Annotated in this window: 22 protein-coding genes; 8 read left to right on the top strand and 14 right to left on the bottom strand. The window is 71.4% G+C overall.

All coding sequences use genetic code 11. The features are described from left to right. The first annotated feature begins 48 nt into the window (after positions 1-48). Positions 49-390, top strand: a complete 342-nt coding sequence (locus ABD901_RS24300) for a YciI family protein (RefSeq protein WP_345129437.1) — start codon at positions 49-51, stop codon at positions 388-390. A gap of 88 nt (positions 391-478) precedes the next feature. Further along, positions 479-1,672: an RNA polymerase sigma factor gene (locus tag ABD901_RS24295; protein ID WP_345129634.1), complete on the top strand. Its 1,194-nt coding sequence runs from the start codon at positions 479-481 to the stop codon at positions 1,670-1,672. Positions 1,673-1,733: 61 nt separating this feature from the next. Here the strand turns inward: ABD901_RS24295 and ABD901_RS24290 are convergent, their stop codons facing one another. The 8 genes from ABD901_RS24290 to ABD901_RS24255 all read right to left on the bottom strand — a co-directional run bounded on the left by ABD901_RS24290 (position 1,734) and on the right by ABD901_RS24255 (position 12,172). Further along, positions 1,734-3,461, bottom strand: coding sequence for an MFS transporter (locus ABD901_RS24290; RefSeq protein ID WP_345129436.1), 1,728 nt, complete (start codon positions 3,459-3,461; stop codon positions 1,734-1,736). After that, a complete protein-coding gene (locus tag ABD901_RS24285) occupies positions 3,458-3,883 on the bottom strand; it encodes a MarR family transcriptional regulator (protein WP_345129435.1) in 426 nt (141 codons plus the stop codon). Before ABD901_RS24285 ends, ABD901_RS24290 begins: the two co-directional genes overlap by 4 nt. 1,086 nt (positions 3,884-4,969) lie before the next feature. Continuing rightward, positions 4,970-6,145 carry a cation:proton antiporter gene (locus ABD901_RS24280; protein ID WP_345129434.1) on the bottom strand — a complete coding sequence of 392 codons (1,176 nt, stop codon included), beginning with the start codon at positions 6,143-6,145 and terminating at the stop codon, positions 4,970-4,972. A 7-nt stretch (positions 6,146-6,152) separates the two neighbouring features. Then, positions 6,153-6,635, bottom strand: a complete 483-nt coding sequence (locus tag ABD901_RS24275) for a cation:proton antiporter regulatory subunit (protein WP_345129433.1) — start codon at positions 6,633-6,635, stop codon at positions 6,153-6,155. Positions 6,636-6,747: 112 nt separating this feature from the next. Beyond that, positions 6,748-7,485, bottom strand: coding sequence for an IclR family transcriptional regulator (locus ABD901_RS24270; protein WP_345129432.1), 738 nt, complete (start codon positions 7,483-7,485; stop codon positions 6,748-6,750). A 109-nt stretch (positions 7,486-7,594) separates the two neighbouring features. Then, entirely contained in the window at positions 7,595-10,873 is a 3,279-nt protein-coding gene (gene lysX, locus ABD901_RS24265) for a bifunctional lysylphosphatidylglycerol synthetase/lysine--tRNA ligase LysX (RefSeq protein ID WP_345129431.1), read from the bottom strand. 22 nt (positions 10,874-10,895) lie between these two features. Further along, the gene (locus tag ABD901_RS24260; RefSeq protein ID WP_345129430.1) at positions 10,896-11,396 is read right to left on the bottom strand and encodes a hemerythrin domain-containing protein; all 501 of its coding nucleotides are present in this window, start codon (positions 11,394-11,396) and stop codon (positions 10,896-10,898) included. 11 nt (positions 11,397-11,407) lie between these two features. After that, positions 11,408-12,172 carry a polyphosphate kinase 2 family protein gene (locus ABD901_RS24255; RefSeq protein WP_345129429.1) on the bottom strand — a complete coding sequence of 255 codons (765 nt, stop codon included), beginning with the start codon at positions 12,170-12,172 and terminating at the stop codon, positions 11,408-11,410. Positions 12,173-12,282: 110 nt separating this feature from the next. On the opposite strand from ABD901_RS24255, the gene ABD901_RS24250 reads away from it, so the two are divergent. From ABD901_RS24250 to ABD901_RS24235, 4 genes are all read left to right on the top strand, one after another. Further along, on the top strand, positions 12,283-13,320 hold the full coding sequence (locus ABD901_RS24250) for a lysylphosphatidylglycerol synthase transmembrane domain-containing protein (protein WP_345129428.1): 1,038 nt from the start codon (positions 12,283-12,285) through the stop codon (positions 13,318-13,320). Positions 13,321-13,743: 423 nt separating this feature from the next. Continuing rightward, positions 13,744-14,541: a DeoR/GlpR family DNA-binding transcription regulator gene (locus tag ABD901_RS24245; RefSeq protein WP_345129427.1), complete on the top strand. Its 798-nt coding sequence runs from the start codon at positions 13,744-13,746 to the stop codon at positions 14,539-14,541. Next, the gene (locus ABD901_RS24240; protein WP_345129426.1) at positions 14,538-14,891 is read left to right on the top strand and encodes a DUF4406 domain-containing protein; all 354 of its coding nucleotides are present in this window, start codon (positions 14,538-14,540) and stop codon (positions 14,889-14,891) included. Before ABD901_RS24245 ends, ABD901_RS24240 begins: the two co-directional genes overlap by 4 nt. After that, on the top strand, positions 14,888-15,355 hold the full coding sequence (locus ABD901_RS24235) for a GNAT family N-acetyltransferase (protein WP_345129425.1): 468 nt from the start codon (positions 14,888-14,890) through the stop codon (positions 15,353-15,355). The genes ABD901_RS24240 and ABD901_RS24235 overlap by 4 nt, the downstream gene beginning before the upstream one ends. Positions 15,356-15,362: 7 nt before the next feature. On the opposite strand, the gene ABD901_RS24230 is transcribed toward ABD901_RS24235, so the two are convergent. Continuing rightward, positions 15,363-16,973 carry a DHA2 family efflux MFS transporter permease subunit gene (locus ABD901_RS24230; protein ID WP_345129424.1) on the bottom strand — a complete coding sequence of 537 codons (1,611 nt, stop codon included), beginning with the start codon at positions 16,971-16,973 and terminating at the stop codon, positions 15,363-15,365. 161 nt (positions 16,974-17,134) lie between these two features. On the opposite strand from ABD901_RS24230, the gene ABD901_RS24225 reads away from it, so the two are divergent. Beyond that, entirely contained in the window at positions 17,135-17,539 is a 405-nt protein-coding gene (locus ABD901_RS24225; protein ID WP_345129423.1) for a Fur family transcriptional regulator, read from the top strand. Positions 17,540-17,543: 4 nt separating this feature from the next. On the opposite strand, the gene ABD901_RS24220 is transcribed toward ABD901_RS24225, so the two are convergent. From ABD901_RS24220 to ABD901_RS24210, 3 genes are all read right to left on the bottom strand, one after another. Continuing rightward, positions 17,544-18,131, bottom strand: a complete 588-nt coding sequence (locus tag ABD901_RS24220; protein ID WP_345129422.1) for a TMEM165/GDT1 family protein — start codon at positions 18,129-18,131, stop codon at positions 17,544-17,546. 261 nt (positions 18,132-18,392) lie between these two features. Next, a complete protein-coding gene (gene serS / locus ABD901_RS24215) occupies positions 18,393-19,685 on the bottom strand; it encodes a serine--tRNA ligase (RefSeq protein ID WP_345129421.1) in 1,293 nt (430 codons plus the stop codon). 44 nt (positions 19,686-19,729) lie between these two features. Beyond that, positions 19,730-20,413, bottom strand: a complete 684-nt coding sequence (locus ABD901_RS24210; protein WP_345129420.1) for a TetR/AcrR family transcriptional regulator — start codon at positions 20,411-20,413, stop codon at positions 19,730-19,732. A 94-nt stretch (positions 20,414-20,507) separates the two neighbouring features. Here ABD901_RS24210 and ABD901_RS24205 point away from each other — a divergent pair, with 94 nt between their 5' ends. Then, positions 20,508-21,926: an MFS transporter gene (locus ABD901_RS24205; RefSeq protein WP_345129419.1), complete on the top strand. Its 1,419-nt coding sequence runs from the start codon at positions 20,508-20,510 to the stop codon at positions 21,924-21,926. On the opposite strand, the gene ABD901_RS24200 is transcribed toward ABD901_RS24205, so the two are convergent. After that, positions 21,868-23,394 carry an MFS transporter gene (locus tag ABD901_RS24200; protein ID WP_345129418.1) on the bottom strand — a complete coding sequence of 509 codons (1,527 nt, stop codon included), beginning with the start codon at positions 23,392-23,394 and terminating at the stop codon, positions 21,868-21,870. The genes ABD901_RS24205 and ABD901_RS24200 overlap by 59 nt on opposite strands. A 20-nt stretch (positions 23,395-23,414) precedes the next feature. Next, positions 23,415-24,785, bottom strand: a complete 1,371-nt coding sequence (locus ABD901_RS24195; protein WP_345129417.1) for a cytochrome P450 — start codon at positions 24,783-24,785, stop codon at positions 23,415-23,417. Positions 24,786-24,880: the final 95 nt, after the last annotated feature.

Below are 24,880 nucleotides of genomic sequence, written 5' to 3'. Positions count from 1 at the left end.
TGACGTAGGAGTGACAGTGACACCTACGCAGCAATGAAGGAGCCCACGATGGCCCAGTACCTGATCCTGATCTACGAGGACGAGTCCGGCTACGAGAACCCCGACCCGGAGGTGTGGCAGCAGGCGATGGAGGCTCACGGCCGCTTCGCCGAGCAGGTCGTCGAGCTCGGCGGCACCCTCGCCGGCGGCAACGCCCTGCAGCCGACCCCGACCGCGACGTCGATCCGCGGCGACGTCGTCACCGACGGCCCGTTCGTGGAGACCAAGGAGGTCCTCGGCGGGTACTACCTGATCGACGCGCGCGACCTCGACCACGCCCTCGAGATCGCCAAGCTGTGCCCGGCGCCCTTCGGCGGCGTCGAGGTCCGCCCGGTGATGGTCTTCGAGTAGGAACGCATTCGACCGCGACATGTCCGATAACGACGCAGCCGGCGTCCGGTCGGCGATCGCCGACGCGCACCGTCGCGAGTGGGCCCGCGTGCTCGCCGCGACGGTGCGCGTCGCGCGCGACCTGGACCTGGCCGAGGAGTGCGTGCAGGACGCGTACGTCTCGGCGATGGACGCCTGGCTGCGCCAGGGCGTGCCCGCCAATCCCGGCGCGTGGCTCACCACCGCCGCGCAGCGCCGCGCGCTGAACGCGCACCGCCGCGCGGCGACGTTGCGCTCGAAGCTGCCGCTGCTGCTCGTACCGGACAATCCGGAAACCTCCGACGAGCACGATGCGTTTCCGGACGACCGGCTGCGGCTCGTGTTCACCTGCTGCCACCCGGCGCTGGCCCGCGAGGCCCAGCTCGCGCTCACGCTGCGCCTGGTCTGCGGCCTGAGCACGGCCGAGATCGCCCACGCGTTCCTGGTCAGCGAGCCCACGATGGCCGCCCGGGTGACCCGCGCGAAGAAGAAGATCGCCGCGGCGCGCATCCCCTACCGGGTGCCGGCGGAGGAGGAGCTGCCGGAGCGCCTCGACGCCGTGCTGACCGTCGTGCACCTCGTCTTCACCACCGGCCACGCCGCCCCGACCGGCGACGCGCTGCTGCGCCACGACCTCGTCGAGCGGGCCCTGGACCTGGCGGCCACGCTGTGCACCCTGATGCCCGACGAGCGCGAGGCGCTGGGCCTGCGGGCGCTCATGCTGCTGCACGACGCCCGCCGCGCCACCCGGGTCGGCGCCGACGGGCGCCTGCTGCTGCTCGAGGAGCAGGACCGCAGCCGCTGGGACGCCGCGCAGATCGCCGAGGGCCTGCGCCTGGTCCGCGCCGCCCTGCACGGCGGGCGCCCGGGCCGCTTCGCGCTGCAGGCCACGATCTCGGCGATCTACACGGAGGCGCCCAGCTACGCCGAGACCGACTGGAAGCAGTTGCGCGACGTGTACGACCTGCTGCTGTCGGCCTGGCCGTCCCCGGTCGTCGCGCTCAACCGGGCCGTGGTCGTGGCGATGCTGGACGGCCCGGCGGCGGGCCTGGGCCTGATCGACGGGCTGGCCGGCGATGCGCGCCTGGCCGCCTACCACTACCTGCCGGCCGCGCGGGCCGACCTGCTGCGCCGCCTCGGCCGCTACGCCGAGGCGCGCGCCGCCTACGACGCCGCGATCGCGCTGTGCGACAACGCGGTTGAGCGGGAGTTCCTCAACGCGCGGCGGAACACGGACGGGCCGTCACCCCACTCCCCGAGGTGACGGCCCGTCCGCCGCGCCTGACCGGCCCGTGGCAGTACCGGATCGGCGCTGTGTATCCGGCTCAGGAGGCCGCCGGATCGATCTCGTGCCGGCCCGGCTTGACGAGCGAGGCGATCCCGCCGATGAGGGCCATGCCGATGGCCAGCCAGAACACGATCATCAGGCCGTCGTGGAACGGGCCCGAGACCAGGTGCGGGAAGAACTCGCGGCCGGTCAGCGTGGCCGCGTTCGCCGGCGGCAGCTGGCCCAGCAGCTGCGGGCCGAGCAAGGACTGGATGGGGTTGTACCCGAGGAACGCCGCGAACAGCGTGCCCACCGGCGGCAGGCCGGCGATCTGGGCCGCGGCGGCCGGCGGGACGCCCTGCCCGGTGAGGCCGGTGCTCAGCGAGTCCGGCAGCGAGCTGGACAGCCCGGCGATCATGAGCGAGAAGAACACGCCGATCGACAGCACCATGCCGGCGTTCTGGAACGTGGCCCGCATGCCGGACGCCGCGCCGCGCAGGTGCGCCGGGACGCTCGACATGATCAGCGAGGTGTTCGGCGCGGCGAACAGCCCGCCGCCGAGCCCGTTGAGGAACACCAGCAGCGCGAACGCCCAGTAGCTGAAGTCCGTCGGCAGGATCAGCAGGCCACCGAAGGAGATCGCCATGACGAGCAGCCCGACGGCGGCGAACAGCCGCGGCCCGTACTTGTCCGACAGGTGCCCGGCCATCGGGCCGGCGGCGAGGAAGCCGACGGTCAGCGGCAGCAGGTAGATGCCGGCCCACAGGGGCGTGGACTCGTAGGAGTACCCGTGCAGGGGCAGCCAGATGCCCTGCAGCCAGATGATCAGCATGAACTGCAGGCCGCCACGGGCGATCGAGGCGAGCAGCCCGGCGATGTTGCCCGACGCGAACGCGCGGATCTTGAACAGGCCGAGCGGGAACATCGGCTCGTTGACCCGCCGCTCGATCCAGGTGAACAGCCCGAGGATGACCACGCCGCCGATGAGCCCGGCCAGCACCCACGGGTTGGTCCAGCCCTGGCTGTGCCCGCCGTAGGGCTGGATGCCGTACGTGATGCCGGCCAGCAGCGCCGTGAGCCCCGCGGCGAAGGTGAGGTTGCCCCACCAGTCGATCCGTCCGGGCCGTCGCAGGCCGGTGTCGTGGAGGCTGCGGTACGCCCACAGGGTCCCGATCACGCCGATGGGCACGTTGACCCAGAAGATCGCGCGCCAGTTCCACTCGGCGAGCAGCCCGCCGAGGACGAGGCCGATGAACGAGCCCGCGATGCCGGCCACGATGTTCACGCCGAGGGCCATGCCGCGCTGGGCGGCCGGGAACGCGTCGGTGAGGATCGCGGCGGAGTTGGCCATGAGCATCGCGCCGCCGACGGCCTGCAGCACCCGCCAGCCGATGAGCCACATCGCGCCACCGCCGCCGTCGAACGGGTCCAGCGACAGGGCGATCGAGGTGACGGTGAACAGCGCGAACCCGGCGTTGTAGATGCGCACCCGGCCGTACATGTCGCCGAGCCGGCCGAGCGTCACCACGAGCACCGCGCTCACCAGCATGTACCCCATGAGCATCCACAGCAGGTAGGACACGTTGCCGGGGCTGAGCGGGTTGAGGTGGATGCCGTTGAAGATGGCCGGCAGCGAGATGAGCACGATCGAGGCGTTGATCGTGGCGATGAGCATGCCCAGGGTCGTGTTCGACAGCGCCACCCATTTGTAGTGCGGGTGGTCCGTGCCGCCGGACAGCGCACCCCGGAAGCCGGACTTCTTGGCGCCCTCGAGGGTGTCGGTCACTTGGCGAGCCTCTCCAGCGCCGGCAGCGCGGCCGCGATCAGCGCCTGGTCTTCGTCGGAAAGATCCGCGAGCAGGACGGCGAGGTGCTCCGCCCGGACGGCTCGGCGCCGTTCGAGCAGCACGATCCCGGCGGGCGTGACCTGTACCAGCACGACGCGCCCGTCGGCGGGGTCGGCGGCCCGGGAGGCCAGCCCTTCCCGCTCCAGGCGCTGGACCAGCTGGGTCATCGCGGGCTGGGTGACGCCCTCCGCGGTGGCGAGCTCGGTGAGTCGCCGGGGTCCTTCACGTTCAAGTCGCCGCAGCGTCGAGGCGGCCGTGAGGCTGATGTCGTTGGGTGGATTGCCCTGCCGCAGCATGCTGAAGAGCCGCTCGACGGCGACCGTCAGCCGCGCAGGGTCGAGTCCGGTTCGGGCAGCGGGCATACCTCAATACGTATCACGCACTTATAGAAGCCACTTATACAATGCGACCAAGTTCACCCACCCTTGACAAAGATCGACGCAGGCCAATGCTCTCGGCAAGCCGGGTGGCCGCACCCGCGTTCGTGACGAACACGTTCGTCAGCCCCGGGTCGGGCGAGTCCGGGTCGCGTTCGTGACGAACATGTTCGTCAGCCGCGGGCCGAGCGAGTCTGAGTCGCGTTCGTGACGAACATGTTCGTCAGCCCCGGGCCGGACGAGTCTGGTCGCGTTCGTGACGAACGCGTTCGTCAGCCCCGGGCCGAGCGAGTCTGGGTCGCGTTCGTGACGAACGCGTTCGTCAGCCGCGGGTCTTTCGGGGTGGGTGGGGTGGATCGCGAACGCGTTCGTCACGAACGTGGTTCAGGCCGTCCAGCGGGTCGCGCGGGGTGGTTGCGGGTCGTATTGGGTGGCGCGGTCGTGTTCGTGACGAACGTGTTCGTCAGCCGCGGTCCGGGTGGGTCTGGGCCGTGTTCGTGACGAACGTGTTCGTCAGCCGCGGGCTGTTTCGGGTGGGTTGGGTGGATCGCGAACGCGTTCGTCACGAACGTGGTTCAGGCCGTCCGGCGGGGTCGTGCGGGGTGATTGCGGGTCGTGTTGGGTGGCGGTCGTGTTCGTGACGAACGCGTTCGTCGGCCGCGGGTCCTTTCGGGGTGGGTTGGGGCGGATCGCGAACGCGTTCGTCACGAACGTGGTTCAGGCCGTTCGGCGGGGTCGCGCGGGGTGGTTGCGGGTCGTGTTGGGTGGCGCGGTCGTGTTCGTGGCGAACGTGTTTGTGGCGAGCGTGTTCGTCGGGCAGGGCTCGGGCGGGTCTAAGCCGTGTTCGTCGCGAACGTGTTCGTCATCCGCGGGTCGGTGGGTCTGGGTCGTGTTCGTGACGAACGTGTTCGTCGGGCGTGGGCCGGGTGGGTCTGGGTCGTGTTCGTGACGAACGTGTTCGTCGGGCGTGGGCCGGGTGGGCCTGGTCGTGTTCGTGACGAACGCGTTCGCTGCCGCAGCCGATTCCGGGTGGGCCGGCGGTCGGTGCGAACGCGTTCGTCGCGAACGTGGTCAGGCCGGCTGGCGGGCCGCGCGGCGGCGGTTTACCAGGCGGGCGATGGGCTCTGCGGCGCGGGCCGCGATCGGGCCGACGATGGCGAGGATCAGGACGTACGCCGCGGCCAGCGGGCCCAGCTTCTCGTTGGTGCCGGCCGCGACCGCCAGGCCGGCGATGACGATGTTGAACTCGCCGCGGGGGAGCAGTGCGGCGCCGGCGCGGATGCGGCCGGTCAGGGCCACCCCGGCGCGGCGGGCGGCGATCCAGCCGGTGGTGAGCTTCGACAGGACGCCGCACAAGGCGAGCAGCGCGGCGATGCCGAGGACCGGCGGGAGGGCGCGCGGGTCGGTCTGCAGGCCGAAGAAGACGAAGAAGACGGCCGCGAACAGGTCGCGCAACGGGGTCAGCAGCTGGCGTGCGGTGTGGGCCAGGGGGCCCGACAGAGCGATGCCGACCAGGAACGCGCCGACGGCGGCGGAGACCTGGAGCATCTCGGCGGCGCCGGCCACGAGGACGGTCAGGCCGAGGACCTTGAGCAGCAGCACCTCGTCGGACTCGCTGGCCACGAAACGTTCGACGACGCGGCCGTAGCGCAGGGCGATCAGCAGGACGAAGCTGATCGTTGCCGCGGCGATCGCCAAGGTCGCGCTGCCGCCGAGCCAGCCGACGCCGGCCAGCAGGGCCGTGAGGATCGGGAGGTACAGCGCCATCATCAGGTCCTCGAAGACCAACAGTGACAGCACGACCGGGGTCTCGCGGTTGCCGAGCCAGCCGAGGTCGCCGAGGACCTTGGCGGTGATGCCGGACGACGTCACGTACGTGACGCCGCCGAGTGCTACCGCGGCCACCACGCCCCAGTCGAGGATCAAAGCCGTGGCCACGCCCGGTGCGGCGTTGAGGACGAGGTCGATCAGGCCGGCGGGGGCCGAGGAGCGCAGGGTGCCGACGAGCTCCGGTGCCGTGTACTCCAGGCCGAGCGTGAACAGCAGGAGGATGACGCCGATCTTCGCGCCGGCGGAGATGAACTCGGCGCTGGTGGTGAGGGGCAGGACGCCGCCGGCGCCGAAAGCGAGGCCGGCGATGAGGTACAGGGGGATCGGGGAGATCGAGAAGCGCAGGGACAGTGCGCCGAGCAGGCCGAGGGCGAGGATGACGCCGCCGAGTTCCACGAGGATGGTGTCGTGGTGCATGGGCGGTCTATCCGTCCGTCAGCAGGGTCGCGACGCCCTCGACGCCGGCGGCGGTGCCGACCACCACGACGAGGTCGTTCGCCAGCAGGCCGAAGTCGGGGCGAGGGCTCGCGATGACGTCGTTGCCCCGCACCACGGCGACGATCGAGGCGCCGGTGCGGGTGCGGGCGCGCGTGTCGCCGAGGGTCCGGCCGTCGTACGGCGAGCCGGCGGCGAGGACCAGCTGCTCGGTGACGAGGCCGGCGACCTGGCGCTGCATCTCGGCGAGCTGCTCGACGATGCGGGCGGTGCCGAGGTACTCGGCGATCGCGTTGGCCTCGTCGGCCGATAGTGCTACCGACACCACGCTGGTATCGGGGTCCTCTTTGTCGTAGACGACGAGGTCGCGCCGGCCGGTGCGGTGCGACACGATGCCGATGCGCCGGCCGCGTGCGGTGGTGACCACGTGGCTGGTGCCGATACCGGGCAGATCGATGCGCTCGACGTCCATGCCCCATGGTATCGAGCAAATGATCTAGGAAATTTGTCGGTTCAATGAAGATTGCGCGATCGACGAGACCAAGCCCACAAGAACGAGACCGAGCCCACAAGAACCAGCGCGGTTACGTTACCAAAGCGGCCGCCAGGTCGCGGGTCGCGCGCTGCACGCACTCGGCGACGTCCTCGGCGTGGTCGTGGGTCAGGCGCGACAGCGGGACCGCGACGCTGATCGCGTCGGTCACCGGCAGCCCGCGCACCTGGACCGCGGCGGCGATGCAGCCCACGCCGGGGATCAGTTCGCCGCGTTCGTAGGCCCAGCCACGCTCGCGGCAGTCGGCGAGGGTGGCGTAGATCTCGCCGCGGTCGACGGCGGAGTCGATGGTGTGTGCCTGGATGCCCTCGTCGAGCATCGCGTCGATCTCGGCGCGGGGGCGCCACGCGACGATCGCCCGGCCGCTGGCCGCCGTCAGGGTGGGGTAGCGCCGGCCGATCATCGGGCCGGCCAGGTCGTGCGAGGACTCGCGGCTGGCCAGGCACACGATCGAGGCCCCGTCGAGGCGCACCAGGCGCACCGACTCGTCGAGCTGGTCGCGGACCCGGGACAGGATCGGGCCGGCCACGCGCGCGGCGCGGTCGCCGGAGAGGTAGGCGCTGCCGGGGCGCAGCGCCCCGACCCCGATCGCGAAGGACTGGCCGTCGGCGTCGGCGTCGACCCAGCCGCGGGCGATGAGCCGCTCGAGGCGTCCACGCAGGATGCCCTCGGGTAAGCCGATCTGGCGCACCAGGGCGTCGAAGGTCATGCGGTCCGGGGCGGCGGCGAGACGCTCCAGCAGGTCGAGGGTGGGGCTCTCATCGGCCATTCGAAATGTGTTTCCCGCTGGCCGTGGATTCAAACATGGTGGCGGCCTTCGTTTTGGGACTGTTACCCAGATTACATGAAGATAATCGTTATCCTGGATGGGTTCCAGTCTAGACCCTGCGTGCACGCCCCTCCCGCCCGCCGGGTTTCACGAGCGGGAACGGCAGCGTCTCGCGGATCGTGCGGCCGGTGAGCAGCATGACGAGGCGGTCGACGCCGAGGCCGAGGCCGCCGCTGGGCGGCATCGCGAACTCGAACGCGTCGAGGAAGTCCTCGTCGAGCTCCATCGCCTCCGGGTCGCCGGCCGCGGCCCGCAGCGACTGCGCGGTCAGCCGGGCCCGCAGCTCCACGGGGTCGACCAGCTCGGTGTACGCCGTGCCGAGCTCCATCCCGAAGGCGACGAGGTCCCAGCGCTCGGCCAGCCGCGGGTCGGCCCGGTGCGCCCGGGTCAGCGGCGAGACGTCGACGGGGAAGTCGGTGTAGAAGGTCGGGTGGAGCGTGGCGCCCTCGACCAGGTGCTCGTAGAGCTCGAGGACGAGCTGGCCGTGCGTCCACGCGTCCTGCCACGGCACGTGCAGCTTGTCGGCGAGCTCGCGCAGCTCGGCCACGCTCGCCGCGGGCGTGACATCGGTGCCGGCGGCCCGCGACACCGCGGCGTAGACGGGCACGACCGGCCACTCCTCGCGCAGGTCGATGACCTCGTCGCCGCGGCGCAGCACCACGTCGTCGCCGGCCGCGGCCAGGATCAGCTCCCGGGCCAGGGCGCGCATCGTGGTGTAGTCGCCGTAGGCCTCGTAGGCCTCCAGCATCGTGAACTCGGGGTTGTGGGTGGCATCGACGCCCTCGTTGCGGAAGTTGCGGCCGATCTCGAACACCCGCTCCACGCCGCCGACGGCGAGGCGCTTGAGGTACAGCTCCGGCGCGATGCGCAGATAGAGCCGCATGTCGTAGGCGTTGCTGTGCGTCAGGAACGGCCGGGCGTTGGCGCCGCCGTGCACCGGCTGCAGCACCGGGGTCTCGACCTCGACGTACCCGCGCCCGTGCAGCGCCGTGCGCAGCGCGAAGGTCACCGCCGAGCGGGTGCGCACCATGTCGCGGGCCGGGCGGTTGACGATGAGGTCGACGTGCCGGCGGCGCACCCGGGCCTCCGGGTCGGCAAGGCCGCGGTGCTTGTCCGGCAATGGCTGCAGGCACTTCGCGGTGAGCTCCCAGCGCTCGGCGAACACCGACAGTTCGCCGCGTCGCGTGGTACCGACCTCGCCGCAGATCCCGACGTGGTCGCCCAGGTCGACCGTCGCGGCGAAGCCGGGCCTGCCCTCCTGCGTGGTCACCACGATCTGCACGTCGCCGGTCCAGTCCCGCAGCGTGGCGAAGCACAGCGCCCCGTGGTCGCGCAGGCGCACCACCCGCCCGGCGACCGACACCCGCTCGCCGGTGCGCGAGTCCGGTGCCAGGCCCTCGCGTCCGTCGCGCACCTGCGCCACCGAGTGCGTGCGCCCGAACCCCGGCGGGTACGGCTCGACGCCGGCGGCGCGCAGCGTGTCGAGCTTGGCGATGCGGATGCGCACCTGCTCGGGGCGCCGGCGCGCCTCGGCGCCCGGGGCCGGGGCGGGCTCCTCGGCGACGATCAGCTCCCGGGGCTCCTCCGCCGCCGGCCGTGCGGCGCCACGGCGCAGGAGGGTGCGCAGCCGCGGTACCACCACGAAACCCTCGGCGGCGCCCGAGGCCAGCCCGACCTTGGGCAGGTCCCGCACGTCCTCGAAGCACAGGAACCGCGGCAGCCACTGCGGGTTGTACTTCACGTTCGAGCGGTACAGCGACTCGAGCTGGAACCAGCGCGACGCCACCAGCAGCAGCGCCCGCCACAGCCGCAGCACCGGCCCGGCGCCGATGCGCGCGCCCTCCTCGAACACCGCGCGGAACACGGCGAAGTTCAGCGACACCCGGTGCACGCCGATGCGGGGCGCCTCGCGCATGAGGGTGGCCACCATGTACTCGATCAGGCCGTTGTCCGACTGCCGGTCGCGGCGCATGAGGTCCAGCGACAGCCCGCCCGCGCCCCACGGCGTGAACGACAGCAGCGCCACCGCCCGCCCGTCGCGGTCGTGGGCCTCGACGAGCACGCAGCGCCCGTCGTTGGGGTCGCCGAGGCGGCCCAGCGCCATCGAGAAGCCGCGCTCGGTCTCGGTGTCGCGCCACCGGGCCGCGAGCTCGATGATCCGCGCCATCTCCTCGGGGCCGATCTCGGCGTGGCGGCGGATGCGCACCGTATACCCGGCCCGCTCGACCCGGTGTACCGCCTGGCGCACCTGACGTAGCTGGGGCGAGTCGAGGTCGAAGTCGCGCACGTGCAGGATCGCCTCGTCGCCGAGTTCGATGACCCGCAGCCCGGCCCGCGCGAACGCCGTCGCGCCCTCCTCGCTCGCGCCCATGACGGCGGGCGTCCAGGCGTACTCCCGCGCCTCCTTGAGCCACGCCTCGATCGCCGGCGGCCAGGCGTCGGGCTCGCCGAGCGGGTCGCCGCTGGCCAGCGACACGCCGAACACCACCCGGTAGGTCACCGCCGAGCGCCCCGACGGCGACATGATGACCTCCTTGTCGCGGCGGGTGGCGAAATACCCGAGCGAGTCGCGCTCGCCGTGCTCGGCCAGCAGCCGGCGCACCGCGCGCTCCTGCTCCGGGTCGAGCGCGGCGATCATCCGCTGCGAGCGCAGCAGCACGAAGAAGGCGGCGAACAGGGCGATCGCGCCGAACGTGCCCAGCACCAGGTTGACCCAGCCCGGCGCCCGCCCGTGCCGGCCCACGTCGAAGCCGAAGGCGCCGCCGAGCACGATTCTTCCGCTGTACAGCAGCCGCTGCGTCCCGGCGCCCAGCGAGCCCGGGAACATCTCGACCAGGCCCCAGCCGACGATCGTGAACGCGACGAGCAGCGCGCCGAGCGTGGCCAGGGCCTTGGGCAGGCTGGCGCGCTGGACCCTGGCCCGGAACTCGCCGCGGGCCAGCCACAGCACGCCGAGCAGTACGGCGGTCACCGCCAGGTTGGTCGCCGCCGCGGCCGTGCCGTGGAAGGGCAGGCGCAGCTCGTGCGCCTCGGCACCGCGCTCGCCGAGGTCGGACAGCACGAACGCGTCGAACAGCCCCTGCAGTACGAACACGGTCGCCAGCAGCCAGAAGGTGATGTTCTTGCGGTTGTGCACGCCGGCGGCGAGCATGATGAGGAACGCGGCGTAGCCGACGTTGGCCGGCGCCGGCACCAGCAGCGCGTCGATGCTCGCGCGCACCGGGTGCACCCGCGCGCCCAACGCCGCGCTGACCGCGGCGACGGCGCACAGGACCGCCACGACCATCAGCCCGCCGGCGAACCAGTCGGGAATGCGCGCTCGCTTCACCGGGACATCATGCCCCGCTTCCTCAGCCGTGTTCTTGGATGTACCGCTTCGGGTCCTTGTCGGTGAACGTGAGCCCCCTGCCGCTCGGGTGCTCGCCGTAGAACGCCAGCCAGCGTTCGCCCAGCTCGAGGCGCAGGTCCAGGCCCGCGTGGCGGCGGAAGTCGGGCAGCACCTCGTCCTCCTCCTCGGCGAGGTGCTCGCTGTTTTCCTTCCGGGCCTCCCAGACGGCCTTCCACCAGGCGTCGGACCCTACCGGCCGGGCGCGCGCGGCCTCGATCGCGTCGCGGATCTTGTTGTGGTCGCGGATCGCGTCGTCGGTCTCCTCCGCGGCGTCCTCGGTGTGCTGACGCAGCAGATGGGGGTACAGGATGAGCTCCTCCGCCTCCGCGTGGATCTCCAGGTGCAGGGCGAGGGTGTCCCACACGGCGGCGAGCTGCTCAGCGTCCTGGGCGTCGTCGAGGCGCGCGAAGCCCCGCCGGAAGGCGGCGTGGTCGTCGAGGATGAGCGCGGTGATGTCGTCCATGACCGCAAACATCACCCCTTTGGGGCGGGCCCAAACTCCATCGGGTGCTCCAGCGCGCGCTCGATCGCCGCGCACACCGTCTCCACGACCGTGACCCGCGCCGTCGGCTTGTCGTCGGCGGCCACGATCTGCCACGGCGCCGCCGGGTGGTCGGTGCGCTCCAGCATGTCCTCGACCGCCCGCTTGTACTGCGGCCGCTTCTTGCGGTTGCGCCAGTCCTCGTCGGTGAGCTTCCACGAGCGCAGTAGGTCCCCGGCCCGGCTGTTGAACCGGCGCAGCTGCTCCTTGGAGGAGATGTGCATCCAGAGCTTCACCAGGATCATTCCCTCGGCGGTGAGCGTGCGCTCGAACTCGACGATCTCGTCGTAGGCGCGCGTCCACTGCTCGTCGGTGGCGAAGCCTTCGACGCGCTCGACCAGCACCCGGCCGTACCACGAACGGTCCAGCACCGTCATACCGCCCCAACCGGGCAGAACGGGCCAGAAGCGCCAGAGGAAATGGTGGCGCTTCTCGTCGAACGTCGGGGCCGCGAACTGCGCCACCCGCACGTGGCGCGGGTCGAGGTGGTCGACGAGCCGTTTGATCGAGCCGCCCTTGCCGGACGCGTCCCAGCCTTCGAACACCACGCACAGCGGCGGCCCGAGCGTTCCGGCCCCGATCTGTCCGCCGAGTGTCAGCCGCAGCCGCAGCAGCCGCTCCTGCGCCGCCGTGAGTCGTTCGAGCGCCACATCCCTGGGCAAGGTGGCGTCCATGTCCGCCTGCGACAGCCGCTTCATGCCGTTCAGCCTGCCATGCCCCCTCCGCCCGCGCCGGGCGTGACGAGCGCAACTGAGACGGTGCTGAGCGTTGCGACCGATTCGCTACCTACGGGTGGGAGCCTGATCTCGTGAGCTCGCGACGCAAGACCGTGCTGCGCGTCGCCGGGTTGCTCGTGGTGCTCATCGCCGCCGCGTTCACGCTCGGGGACAACCTGCCGGACCTGGGGCAGACTCTGGACACCCTGGGTTCGGCCCAGCCGTGGTGGCTGGTGCTCGCCGCCGCGGCCGAGATGACGTCCCTGCGGCATTTCGCCCTCCAGCAGCGCCGCCTGCTGGCCGGTTTCGGGGTCCGGATGTCGGTACCGCGGGCCATAGCCGTGACGTTCACCCGCTCGGCGATCTCCTTCAGTCTTCCCGCGGGCTCGGCGGTCTCGGCCGGCTTCGCGTTCCGCCAGTTCCGCACCGCGGGCGCGAGCCGCCGCACCGCCGGCGCCGTGGCGGTGCTCTCCGGCGTCCTGTCCGGCGTGGCGCTCATCCTCATGTACGGCGCGGTGGTCCTCATCCCGCGCGGCGGCGCCACCGGCAACACCGACACCCTGATCCTGGTCCTGTCGATGCTGGTCATCGCCGGCCTGGTCTTCGGCATCGACTACTACCTGGCGCCGCGCCGCCCAGGCCGCCCAGTCCTCGACGAGTCACCCGACCCGGAGCCCGCCACCGGCGGCTGGTGGTCGCGGGCCGTCGCCGCGACCCGCAACACCATGTCCGACCTGCGTCGCCTGCCGCGCCGCGCCTGGGTGCTGTCGCTCATCCACGCCACCGTGAACTGGGGCCTGGACCTGGCGTGCCTGGCGGCGACGGCGGCCGCGTTCGGCATCGACGTGAGCCTGGTGCGGCTGGCCACCGTGTACCTCACCGTGCAGCTCGTCCGGCAGATCCCGCTCAGCCCGGGCGGCATCGGCGTGGTCGAGGTCGCCCTGCTGGCCGGCCTCGTCTCGGCCGGCGCCGCACACGGCCCGGCGGCGGCCGCGATGCTCGTCTACCGGCTGCTGTCCTGCTGGATCATCATTCCGCTCGGCCTGCTCGCGTACACGACACTGCGGCGCGGCCCCAAGGCCCCGCAGACGCCGCCGGTGAAGCCGCCGGCGCTGGCCGGCCGGCACTGAGCTCACCGCGGCGCGGCCTGCAGGCACCGAGTCCGCGGCCGGCCGGTCGCCCGCCGAGCCCTCGCCGCCGGTGAGGCGATTGGCGCGGGCCGGTGCCAGGTTGCGCGCGGGTCGAGCGGTGCGGCGGTGGGGGATTGCGACAAGTCGGGCGCTGGCGCGCCACGACTTGTCGGATTTATACCTCGACAGGCGATAAATCCGGGCAAAGGGTGCAGTCCGATGGCCGTCGCGAGGCGCCGTGTGCGCTTGTCGGCGCTCGTCCGCAAGGTGTCGTGTGAGCTGGTCCGCGCTTGCCGGCGAGGCGCCGTGTGAGCTGGTCCGCGCTTGCCGGCGCGGCGCCGTGTGAGCTGGTCCGCGCTTGCCGGCGAGGACATAGCTAACAGAGATCTATCAAAACTCACAGAGCGATGTTAGATTCGGGCCATGGGAGTGCCGGATCGGCTCGACGTCACGCTGCGGCTCGTGCGAGGCGGCGGACGCGTCAGCCTCGGCGAGCTCGCCGAGCGGCTCGGCGTGTCCGAGATGACCGTGCGGCGCGACCTCGACCAGCTGCAGGAGCAGGGGCTCGTGCAACGGGTGCGCGGCGGGGCGGTGGCGCTCGACGTGCCGGCCGAGAGCGCCGGGTTCGACGTGCGGGCCGGGTGGCTCGCGGCGGCCAAGAGCCGCGTCGCAAAGGCCGCCGCCGCGCTCGTCGAGCCGGGCTCGACGGTGCTGCTCGACGCCGGGACGACGACCGCCGAGCTCGCCGGGCAGCTCGCCGGCAAGGCCCCGCTCACCGTGGCGGTGCTGAGCCTGCAGGCGGCCGCGCGGCTCGCCGACCAGCCGGGGGTACGGCTGCTCGTCATCGGCGGGGAGTCGCGGGCGGGGGAGCGCAGCCTCATCGGGCCCCTGGCGCTCGCGGCGCTGGAGCAGCTGCGGTTCGACACGTTCGTGATGTCCATCGGCGCGGTGCACCACGACCTCGGCTGGTCCGAGTTCGACCTCGACGACGCCGCGGTGAAGCGGGCCGCGCTGCACCGGGCGGGGCGCACGATCGTCGTGGCCGACTCGACCAAGCTCGGGGTGCAGGCGTTCGCGCGGGTCGGGGCGCTCGGCGCCGTCGACACGCTCGTCACCGACCTGCCGGGCGCCGATGCGTCACCCGCGGCCGCCGAGACCCTGGAAGCCCTGCGCGCAGCGGGGGTGCAGATCGTCAACGCTGAAGGAGTACCGACGACATGATGATCCTGGTGGCCGGACCATATCGCTCCGGGACGGGCGATGACCCGGCGAAGCTGCGGGCCAACGTCGACGCCATGAACGATGCCGCGGTGCGGCTGTTCCGGGCGGGGCACCTGCCGGTGACGGGGGAGGCCCTCGCGCTGCCGCTCATCGAGCGGGCCGGGTCGGCGGGGGTCGGCGACGCCGTGTTCGACGAGATCTTCCACCCGATCTCGGCGCGGCTGCTGGAGCGCTGCGATGCGGTGCTGCGCATCGGCGGAGCGTCCGCGGGGGCCGACGAGATGGTGGCGCAGGCGCGCGCCGAGGGCAAGGCCGTGTTCGGCAGTCTCGCCGAGGTCCCGGCGGCGTGAGGATCGCCGCGGCGGTGCCGGGCGACGCCGAGGCCGTCCGCGCGCTCGTGCGGGCCGCCTACGCGCACTACGTGCCGCGGATCGGGCGGGAGCCGGCGCCGATGAGCGCCGACTACGAGGCGCTGATCGCTGAAGGCCGGGTGTGGATCGCCGGGCGCCCGCCCGTTGGCGTGCTCGTGCTCATCCCGCGCGAGGATCACCTGCTGCTCGACAACGTGGCCGTCGCGCACCGGGCGCGGGGCACGGGGGTCGGTGCGGCGCTGCTCGCGTTCGCCGAGGAGCGCGCTCGGGCGCTGGGGCTGCCGCGCATCCGGCTGTACACCAACGCCGCCATGCACGAGAACCTGGCCTACTACCCCCGGCACGGTTACACCGAGACCCACCGCACGAGCGAGTCCGGCTTCCATCGGGTGTACTTCGAAAAGCCGACGCCCCCGCGGCAGGACCGCGGGGGCGTCGGATGAGCGCAGGTCAGTGCATGACCACCGGAGCCGGCGCGCCGGCCTCGGCGTTGTCGCTGAGGTGCGACACCTCGCGCTTGCGTGGCAGGAAGGCGATCGGGATGAACGTCGCCAGCACCAGGATGAAGCCCACCCAGTAGGTGGCGGCGAACGAGTCCGCCAGGAACACCTGGCCCTTGTGTACGAGGTCCGCGCCGAACGTCTGCAGGATCTGGTCGTGCAGCTGCGGCAGGTGCGAGGCCTGCGCCACCTCGGCGATGGTGAACGGGTGGCCGGTCTGCGGGTTCGTCGAGCCCGGGATGATGTCCGCCTTGTCCTGCTGGCTGGTCAGGACGACCGACATGACCGCGCCGCCGATGGAGCCGCCGATCTGCTGCAGGATGTTCACCAGCGTCGAGCCGCGGGCCACTTCGTGATGTGTCAGCGTCTTCAGCGCCGAGGTCATGATCGGCATCATCGTGCCGCCCATGCCCAGGCCCATCACGAACAGCGAGCCGCACAGCAGCACGTAGGACGTGTCCGCGCCGACCTGCGTGAACGTGAAGAAGCCGATCGCGATGAGGGCCATCGCGAACGGCACCGTCCGCCCGACCGGGATCTTGTCCGCCAGCATGCCGGCGATCGGCATGGTCAGCATCGCGCCGATGCCCTGCGGGGCCATGAGCAGGCCGGCGTGCAGCGTGGACTCGCCGCGCACCTGCAGGAAGTAGCTCGGGAAGAGCAGGCCGGCGCCCATGAAGGCGATGATGAAGACGAACAGCGAGAGCGTCGCCACCGTCAGGCGACGGTTGCGGAACAGCCGCAGGTCCAGCAGCGGGTGCTTCGGCTTGAACGAGTAGAAGATGAAGCCGATGACGAGCACGGCGCCGATGAGCATCGGCAGCCACACCTTGGTGGCCGTGATCGTCTTGGCCTCCGGCAGCGACGACACGCCGAACAGGAACGAGGCCAGGCCGGGCGAGAGCATCAGCATGCCGAGGAAGTCGAACGACTCCGACGGCTCGGTGTTGTCCTTCGGCAGCGCAAAAGCCGCGTACACCAGGGCGATCGCGCCGATCGGCAGGTTGATCAGGAAGATCCAGTGCCAGCTCGCCGCGTCGATGAGCCAGCCGCCGAGGATCGGGCCGCCGATCGGGCCGAGCAGCATCGGGATGCCCAGCACGGCCATGAGCCGGCCGATGCGCTGCGGGCCGGCCGCGCGGGTCATGATCGTCATGCCGAGCGGCATGAGCATGCCGCCGCCGAGGCCCTGCAGCACGCGGTACCCGATGAGCTGGTTGATCGAGTCGGCGGTCGCGCACAGGCCGGAGCCGACGGTGAACAGGAACAGCGCGAGCATGTAGAGCCGCTTGGTGCCGAAGCGGTCGGCGGCCCAGCCGGACAGCGGGATGACCGTCGCCAGTGCGAGCGTGTAACCCGTCATCGTCCACGCGACCTTGGCATAGGTCGTGTGGAACTCCTGGATGAACGTCGGCAGCGCGACGCTCACGACGGTCACGTCGAGAATCGACATGATCGCGCCGAGGACGATGACGCCCGCGATCTTGAGTACCTGGGCGTCAAGTTTTGTCGGCGCCCCGCCGTCGCCTCCCGAGGCGACGGCAGCTTCCTGTTGGACCACGTGCTCCCCCCAACGTGCAAACATCACGTACGTACAAGTGATCGGTTTCAGCCACACAGCGTACTGGGCGGCTGTTACCAGCTGCGAACCAGATTCGGGCCCTCACCTGGATCGCGCCGTCGAGGGGCAAAGAGTGACTAAGGCTACGCTAAGCTTCTCGAATGAACGAGGTGGAGGCCGGCCCGGTGCGCCGCAACACACGGCAACGCGACGCCGTGATGACGCTGCTCGGCGAGGTCGACGGCTTCTACAGCGCGCAGGAGCTGCACGTGATGCTCCGCGAGCGGGGCGCCAACGTGGGGCTCACGACCGTCTACCGCACCCTGCAGCTGCTCGCCGAGACCAACGAGATCGACGTCATGCAGGTGCCGGGCAGCGATACCCGCTACCGCCGCTGCAGCGGCAAGCATCACCATCACCTCGTCTGCCGCGGCTGCGGGCGCACCGTCGAGGTGCTCGGCCCAGCCGTGGAGCGCTGGGCCGACCGCATCGGCGAGGAGCACGGCTTCACCGACGTGAGCCACACCCTGGAGATCTTCGGCACCTGCAGCACCTGCAAGCACTGAGCGCTTACAGCAGCTCGCGCAGGGCCTCGATCAGCAGCCAGATGCCGAACACGGCGAACAGCGCGGACGCGCCGTACTTGATGGCCTTCTCCGGCAGGTGCCGGCCCAGCTGGCGGCCCACGACGATGGCCAGGGCGTCGGCGGCGACCATGCCGATCGTCGAGCCGATCCAGGTGCCGAACCAGCCGTGCTGGGTGGCGAGGGTGATGGTGGCGAGCATGGTCTTGTCGCCGAGCTCGGCCAGGAAGAACGACACGCCGACGGCGATGATCGCGGAGCGGGTGGTGCGCTCGGCCTTGTTGCGCTCGTCGTCGGTGAGCTTGTCGCCGCGCAGCGTCCAGGCGCCGAAGCCGAAGAAGGCGATCGCGGCGACGAGGGAGATCCAGGCGGTCGGCAGGGCCGCGCCGAGGCCGTAGCCGACGGCGACGGAGACCAGGTGCACCACGGCGGTGGCGATCGTGATGCCGATGAGGACCGGGACCGTGCGGAAGCGGGTGGCGAACGTCAGCGCCATCAGCTGTGACTTGTCGCCGAGCTCGGCGACGAAGATGACACCGAAGCTGATGGCCAGGGCGGCGAGGAACGCGCTCAAGTGGGACCCTTCCCGGGGCGACCGGGAGGAGGGTGGACGACCTCGACCCGGCCGTCCAGCTCAAAAACGACAGCTGACAGCGAGGCCGAAAGTCTCGTCCGCTCCCTGGAAGGAAGCCGCGCGGCCGGGCGTCAGAAGCGCAACGCCAGTATGTCGACCGGGCAGTTGAGGACTACTCCCCTTCGTACGGGTCCACCATAGCCGCACCCGGCGCCCCGCACGACGTGACCATGAGCACGTCGCGCGGGGCGGGAGCGGGTGCTACTTGCGCTTCTCCGGCTTCGTGATGCGGTCGGTGCCGACCTTGTCCCGCAGTACCTCCGGGACCAGGACGGAACCGTCGGCCTGCTGGAACTGCTCCAGGATCGCGGGGAAGATGCGGCTGGTCGCCAGCGCCGAGCCGTTGAGCGTGTGCACGAAGCGGTTGTTCTTGGAGCCCGGCACGCGGTAGCGGATGCCGGCCCGGCGGGCCTGGTAGTCACCGGCCCAGGAGACCGAGGAGACCTCCTTGTACTTGCCGGTGCTGGGCATCCACACCTCGATGTCGATGGTCTTGCGCATCGAGGCGCTCGCGTCGCCGGCGGCCAGCAGCGAGCGGCGGAAGTGCAGGCCGAGCGCGTCGACGAGGCCCTCGGCGTAGTCGACCATCTCCTCGAGGGTCTTCTCGCCGTCCTCCTGGGTGGTGAACTGGAAGATCTCCACCTTGTTGAACTGGTGGCCGCGCACGGTGCCGCGCTCGTCGGAGTGCGAGCCGGCCTTCTCGCTGCGGTAGCAGGGGGTGTACGCGTACGCCTTGTGCGGCAGGTCCGCCGGGTCGAAGATCTCGTTCTGGTACGCCCCCAGGATCGCGGTCTCCGAGGTCGGCAGCAGGAAGCGGCCCCGCTCGTCCTCGTCGACGGCGATGTGGAACACGTCGTCGTAGAACTTCGGGAACTGCCCGGCGGCGTATCCGGCCGAGTCCAGCAGCAGGTGCGGCGGCAGCATGAACTGGTAGCCGGCCGCGAAGTGCCGGTCGATGAACCAGTTCACCAGCGCCCACTCCAGGCGCGCGCCCCAGCCGGTGTAGATCCAGAAGCCGGAGCCGCCGAGCTTCACGCCCCGCTCGAAGTCGACCAGGTCGAGCTCGGTGGCCAGCTGCACGTGGTCGCGCACGTTGTCGATCTTCGGCGCGGCGCCGAAGACCTTGACGACCTGGTTGGCCTCCTTGCCGCCGGCCACGACGTCGTCGCTGGGCAGGTTCGGCAGCTCGCTCATCGCCGTGTCCAGGGCCCGCTGCGTGTCGGCGAGGCGGTCCTCGAGCTCCTGCAGCGCGGCCTTGGCGTCGCGGGTGCTCGGCTCCACGGCCTGCCCGGCCGCCTTGGCCGCGGCGAACGCGCGGGCCTCCTCCTTGCGCCGGGCGCGCTCGGCGTCGATCCCGCCGATGAGCTCGCGGCGCTGCCGGTCGAGGTCGGCGATCGCACTCAGCGCGCTGGACACCTCGGACGGGTCGAGCCTCTTGGACAGGGCGGCCTCCACGGAGGCCCGGTCCTTACGAATCAACTCGATGTCGAGCATGCTGCAGCGCACCTTCGCAATGAGATTGGGGAAATCCCGGACTCTCAGGATGCTACCGGGCGGCCCGCGGCCATTTTCTCAACGGCGCCGATCAGCAGGTCGATGCCGAAGGCGAAGTACCGGTCCATGTCGGGCAGCGCGCGGTAGGTGTCGGCCAGGCGGACCATCTGCGGGTAGCGCTCGGGCGGCAGGCTCTGCAGCGAGACCCGGTGCTGGCGCAGCCACTCGCCGACCTGGTCGGGCGGCACGTTGGCCGGGCAGCCGGGCTGCGCGGCGACCAGCCCGATCGCGCCGTGCAGCAGGTAGGTGGCGATCCAGTAGCCCTCCTCCAGGGAGAACCCGGCCCGCTCGAGCAGCCCCAGCGCGTCGTCGGTGGCGCGCGTGAAGCTTTCCACGCCCTTCTTGTCCACGGCGGTGAGCAGGTCGGGCAGGCATGGGTGCGCGCGCATCGCCCGGACGAGTGCCTCGGCCATCGCGCGCAGCTGCGTCGGCCACGGGTCGGTGGCGCTGCGGTCGGCGCGCACGTCGGCCATGACGTGGTCGGTCAGGCCGAGCAGCAGCTCGTCCTTGTTCTTGAAGTGCCAGTAGAGCGCCATGGGCGTGACGCCGAGCTCCTGCGCGAGGCGGCGGATGGTGATCGCCTCGAGGCCCTCGTCATCGCCGATGCGCAGCGCGCGCTCGGCGACGGCGGTCCGGGTGAGGCGTTCGGCTGATGTCTTCGGCGGCACTTGACAACTGTACAACGTATGGGTAGTCCTATACAAGGTACATGTACGCAGTACAGGTACGTCGTACAGGTACACCGTATAGGGGGACTCTGAGATGAGAAATCGCTGGCTGGCCCTGGTCGCCGTGGCCCTGGGCACCTTCATGACCTACCTGGACAACAACGTCGTCAACGTGGCGCTGCCGTCGATCCAGCGGGAGCTGCACCTGAGCATCTCCGGCCTGGAGTGGATCGCGAGCGCGTACATCCTGGTCTTCGCCGGCCTGCTGCTCGTCGGCGGCCGCCTCGCCGACGTCGTCGGCATGCGCAGCATGTTCTTCATAGGCCTCGGCATCTTCACCGTCGCCTCGGTGGCGGCGGGCCTCGCCGGCAGCCAGGAGGTGCTCATCGGGGCCAGAGCGGTGCAGGGCGTCGGCGCGGCGCTGCTCACCCCGACGGCCCTGGCGCTGCTCACCGAGCTTTTCCCGGACCCGAAGGAGCGCGGCGCGGCGATCGGCATCTGGGGCGGCGTCGGCGCCCTGGCCCTCGCCATCGGCCCGCTGACCGGCGGATACCTCAGCCAGCACGTCTCCTGGGGCTGGATCTTCCTCATCAACGCCCCGATCGGCGTGGCCACCGCGGTCCTCGGCGCGATCACGCTGCCCGCCGGGCGGCGCAGCGCCAACCGCAGCCTCGACCTGCCGGGCCTGGCCACGAGCGCGGTCGCGCTGTTCGCCCTGACCTACGCGCTCATCGAGGGCGAGTCGCGCGGCTGGACCTCCGGCGTCATCCTCGGCGCCTTCGCCCTGGCGGCCCTGGCCGCGGCGGGGTTCGTGATCATCGAGACCCGCACCGTGCACCCGATGGTGGACCTGGGGTTCTTCCGGCTGCGGGTGTTCAGCGGCGGCCTGGCCACGATGGGACTGTGGGCGTTCGGCGTCTTCGGCATCTACTTCTTCACCGCGATCTTCCTGCAGAACGTGCTCGGCTTCTCCCCGACGGAGGCGGGCTCCGCGTTCGTGCCGATGGCGCTCGTCATGGCGGTCATGGCCACCCTTGCACCGCGCCTGGAGGCCCGCTTCGGCGCCGGCCGCACGGTCGCGGCCGGCATGGCCCTGATGGGCGTCGCGGTCGGCCTGCTGGCCACCGTCGGTGAGGGCTCCGGCTACACCGACCTGCTGCCCTGGTTCGTGCTCTTCGGCGTCGGCGGCGGGCTGCTCGTGCCGCTCAACAACGTGGTGCTCAGCGCGCTGCCGCAGGCCCGGGCCGGCATCGCCTCCGGCATGCTCAACGTCTCCCGCGAGGTCTTCGGCCTGCTCGGCATCACGATCCTCGGCGCGATCCTGTCCAACCGGCAGTACGCGGCGAGTGGCGAGCCGCTGCACCGCTTCCTCGCCGGCTACCAGTTCTCGCTGGTGGTGGCCGCGGCCCTGGTGCTGGTCGGGGTGCCGATCGCGCTGGTGGCGCTGCGCCGGCTCAGGACGCCGGAACCTGCCGGGTCGGCGAACCCGGTCCCGGAGTTGCAGCCGGCGTGATCGCGGGCGGGGGAGCGCTCAAGGCGCAGTGCGACAACGGGCGCTCCTCCGCCTGCTGCGGTTTGGGATTGCGGATCGTGAAGGCGGCGAGCGCGCCGGCGGCCACACACAGGGCGGCGCAGATGAGCACGGCCCGGTGGAAGCCGGCCGAGAGCAGGTCCGGGGAGTCGTACGCCGCCGTGGTGATCCCGGCCGCCGCGGGCAGGACGGCCACGGCGATGAGGCCGGCCGCCCGGGCCACGTCGTTGTTCACGGCCGAGGCCATGCCGGCGTGCGTGGCCGGGGCGGAGTTGAGCGCCGTCGACGTCAGCGGGGCGACCGTGACGCACAGCCCGAGGCCGAGCACGACCACGGCCGGCAGCACCTGGACGAGGTAGTTGCCGCCCGCGTCGACGCGGGTGTAGAGCGCCATCCCGGCCCCGACGACGACCGGGCCGACGCTCATCTGCAGCCGGGGCCCGATGCGGGCGGCCAGTGCGCCGGAACGGGCGGAGAGCAGCAGCATGATGACGGTGACCGGCAGCAGGGCGATGCCGGCCTCCAGCGGCGAGTAGCCGGAGACCAGCTGCAGCTGGATCGGCAGCAGGAACAGCGCGCCGCCCAGCGCGCCGTAGATGATGAACGTGACCACGTTGGTGGCGCTGAACTGGGCCGAGCGGAAGACGCCGAGCGGCAGCATCGGGTGCGCGATGCGGGTCTGGCGCCACAGGAACAGCGCCATGAGCACCACGCCGCCGGCGAGGGCGCCGAGGACGGCGGGGCTGGTCCAGCCCTGCGCCTGGCCCTCGATGAGGCCGTACGTCACGCCGACCAGCCCGGCCGTCACCAGCGCGCCGGAGAACAGGTCCACCCGGCCGGTGGCCTCCTCGTCGCGCGACTCGGGGACGTGCCGCCAGGTCAGGTACACGACGAGCACGGCGATCGGGACGTTGATCGCGAAGATCAGCCGCCACGACGAGGCGCCCATCCCGACCAGCCACCCGCCGAGGAACGGCCCGATCGCGGTGGCCACGCCGCCGAGCCCGGACCAGGCGCCGATGGCCTTGCTGCGGTCGTCGGGCCGGAACGACGCCTGCAGGATGGCGAGGCTGCCCGGGGTGAGCAGCGCCGCGCCGACCCCCTGCAGGGCGCGGGCGGCGACGAGCACCTCGCCGTTGGGCGCGACGCCGCACAGCACCGAGGCGGCGGCGAACCAGACCACGCCGATGCTGAACACGAGGCGCCGGCCGTAGCGGTCGCCGAGAGCGCCGGCGAGCAGCAGCAGGCCGGCCAGGCTCAGCGTGTATGCGGTGACCACCCACTGCAGCACCTGCAGGCCGGTGTCGAAGGAGCGGCCGATCGCCGGCAGCGCGATGTTGACCACGGTGGCGTCGATCGAGGCGATGCCCGAGCCGAGGATGGTGGCCGTGAGTACCCATCGCCCGGTGGCGCTGGCGTAGTCGAGCCGGCCATCCGCGGTCGTCGTCATGCGCCCAACCTATCCCGTGCTCACCCGGGGTGGCGCACGCCCTTCACCCGCACCTTGAACGACATCGCCGGGCCCGGCGTCGGCGCGGTCCTGGTCCGCAGCGTGTACCCGGGCGAGGTCAGCTCCAGGTCCAGGCGGTGGAACAGCCGCGCCATCGACAGGGCCATCTGCGCGTCGGCGAAGCTCTTGCCGAGGCAGGTGTGCGGGCCGCGGCCGTAGGGGGAGTAGGCGCCGGGCTGCAGGTGCTCCGCGCGGGGCTTCTCGTAGCGGGTCAGGTCGAACTTCTCCGGCTCGGCGAAGTACTCCGCCATGAAGTGCGGGACGGTCGTGCCGATGTACACCATCTCGCCCTCCTTGATGGTGTGCCCGGCGAACTCGAAGTCCTTGGCCGCGTGGCGCACCAGCATCACCGCCACCGGGTAGAGCCGCATGGTCTCCATCAGCGCGTAGCGCGTCGCCGGCAGGCGGCGCACGTCGTCCTCGCTGACGGGCTCGCCGCTGCCGAACAGCTCGTCGGCCTCCGCCCGGATCTGCGCCAGGACCTCGGGATGCTTGAGCACGGCGTAGACGAACGCCGCCGTGGTGTTGGCGACGGTGTCCAGGCCGGCGACGTACGGCCCCGTGAGCGTCAGCGTGAGGTCCTCGGCCGGGACGAGGCCGGGCCGCTCGAGGTGGGCGGCCATGATGTCCTCGACGAGGATGCGCTCCTGCGGCGGGGTCTGCCCGGCGCGCGCCCGCAGGTCGGCGGCCATCTTCTCGCCGAGCTCGAAGACCCTTGCCCTGGCCTTCTTGTACTTCGGGTTGGTGAGCAGGATCCGCGGCCGCTGGCGGGTGACGAGCACATTGAGCACGTACAGGGTCAGCAGGCGGATGTCGGCCACGTACTCCAGCGGCGCGCTGCCGGTCAGGATCTCGCCGAGCTGCTCGGTGACGAGATACTGCATCCGCTGCACGACAGGCACGGTGGAGCCGGGCTTCCAGTCCCGGTCGAGGACCCGGTCGGTGATCTCCAGCAGCTCCGGCACGCGGCCCTTGATCGCGTCGCGGGAGTAGCCGCGGCGCATCAGCTCGCGCAGCTCCTTGTGGCCCTCGCCGTCCTCGCCGGTCAGGGTGCGGGTCGCGCCGTACTCGTCGATCATGCCCTGCCAGTAGTCCTTGGAGCGCAGGCACTCGCGGCCCTCGCGGGAGTTCATGAACTCGGCGGCGTCGGCGCCGGCGATGACCGTGGTGGTCCGGCCGAGCAGCCTGACCTTGAACACGGGCCCGTGCTCGCGATAGGCGCGCACGATGAACGCCGCCGGGTCCTTGCCCATCTCCAGGGCGCTGCCGAGGACCGGGATGCCCCGCACCGTCGGGGTGACCCGGGCCGGTGCCGATTCCGTCACAGTCATGTGCGCGCCCCTCCGCGATGATCCATGAACTTGCCCGTAGGAGGGTATCGAACGAGATCGCTTTTCGGGGCCCCCGCGGCCCCCGCCCGCCGCGC

It is taken from the genome of Dactylosporangium darangshiense, assembly GCF_039537565.1.
Taxonomy (GTDB): domain Bacteria; phylum Actinomycetota; class Actinomycetes; order Mycobacteriales; family Micromonosporaceae; genus Dactylosporangium; species Dactylosporangium darangshiense.
The sequence above is the reverse complement of the archived record's forward strand: the minus strand, read 5'-3'. Positions and strand labels throughout refer to the sequence as shown.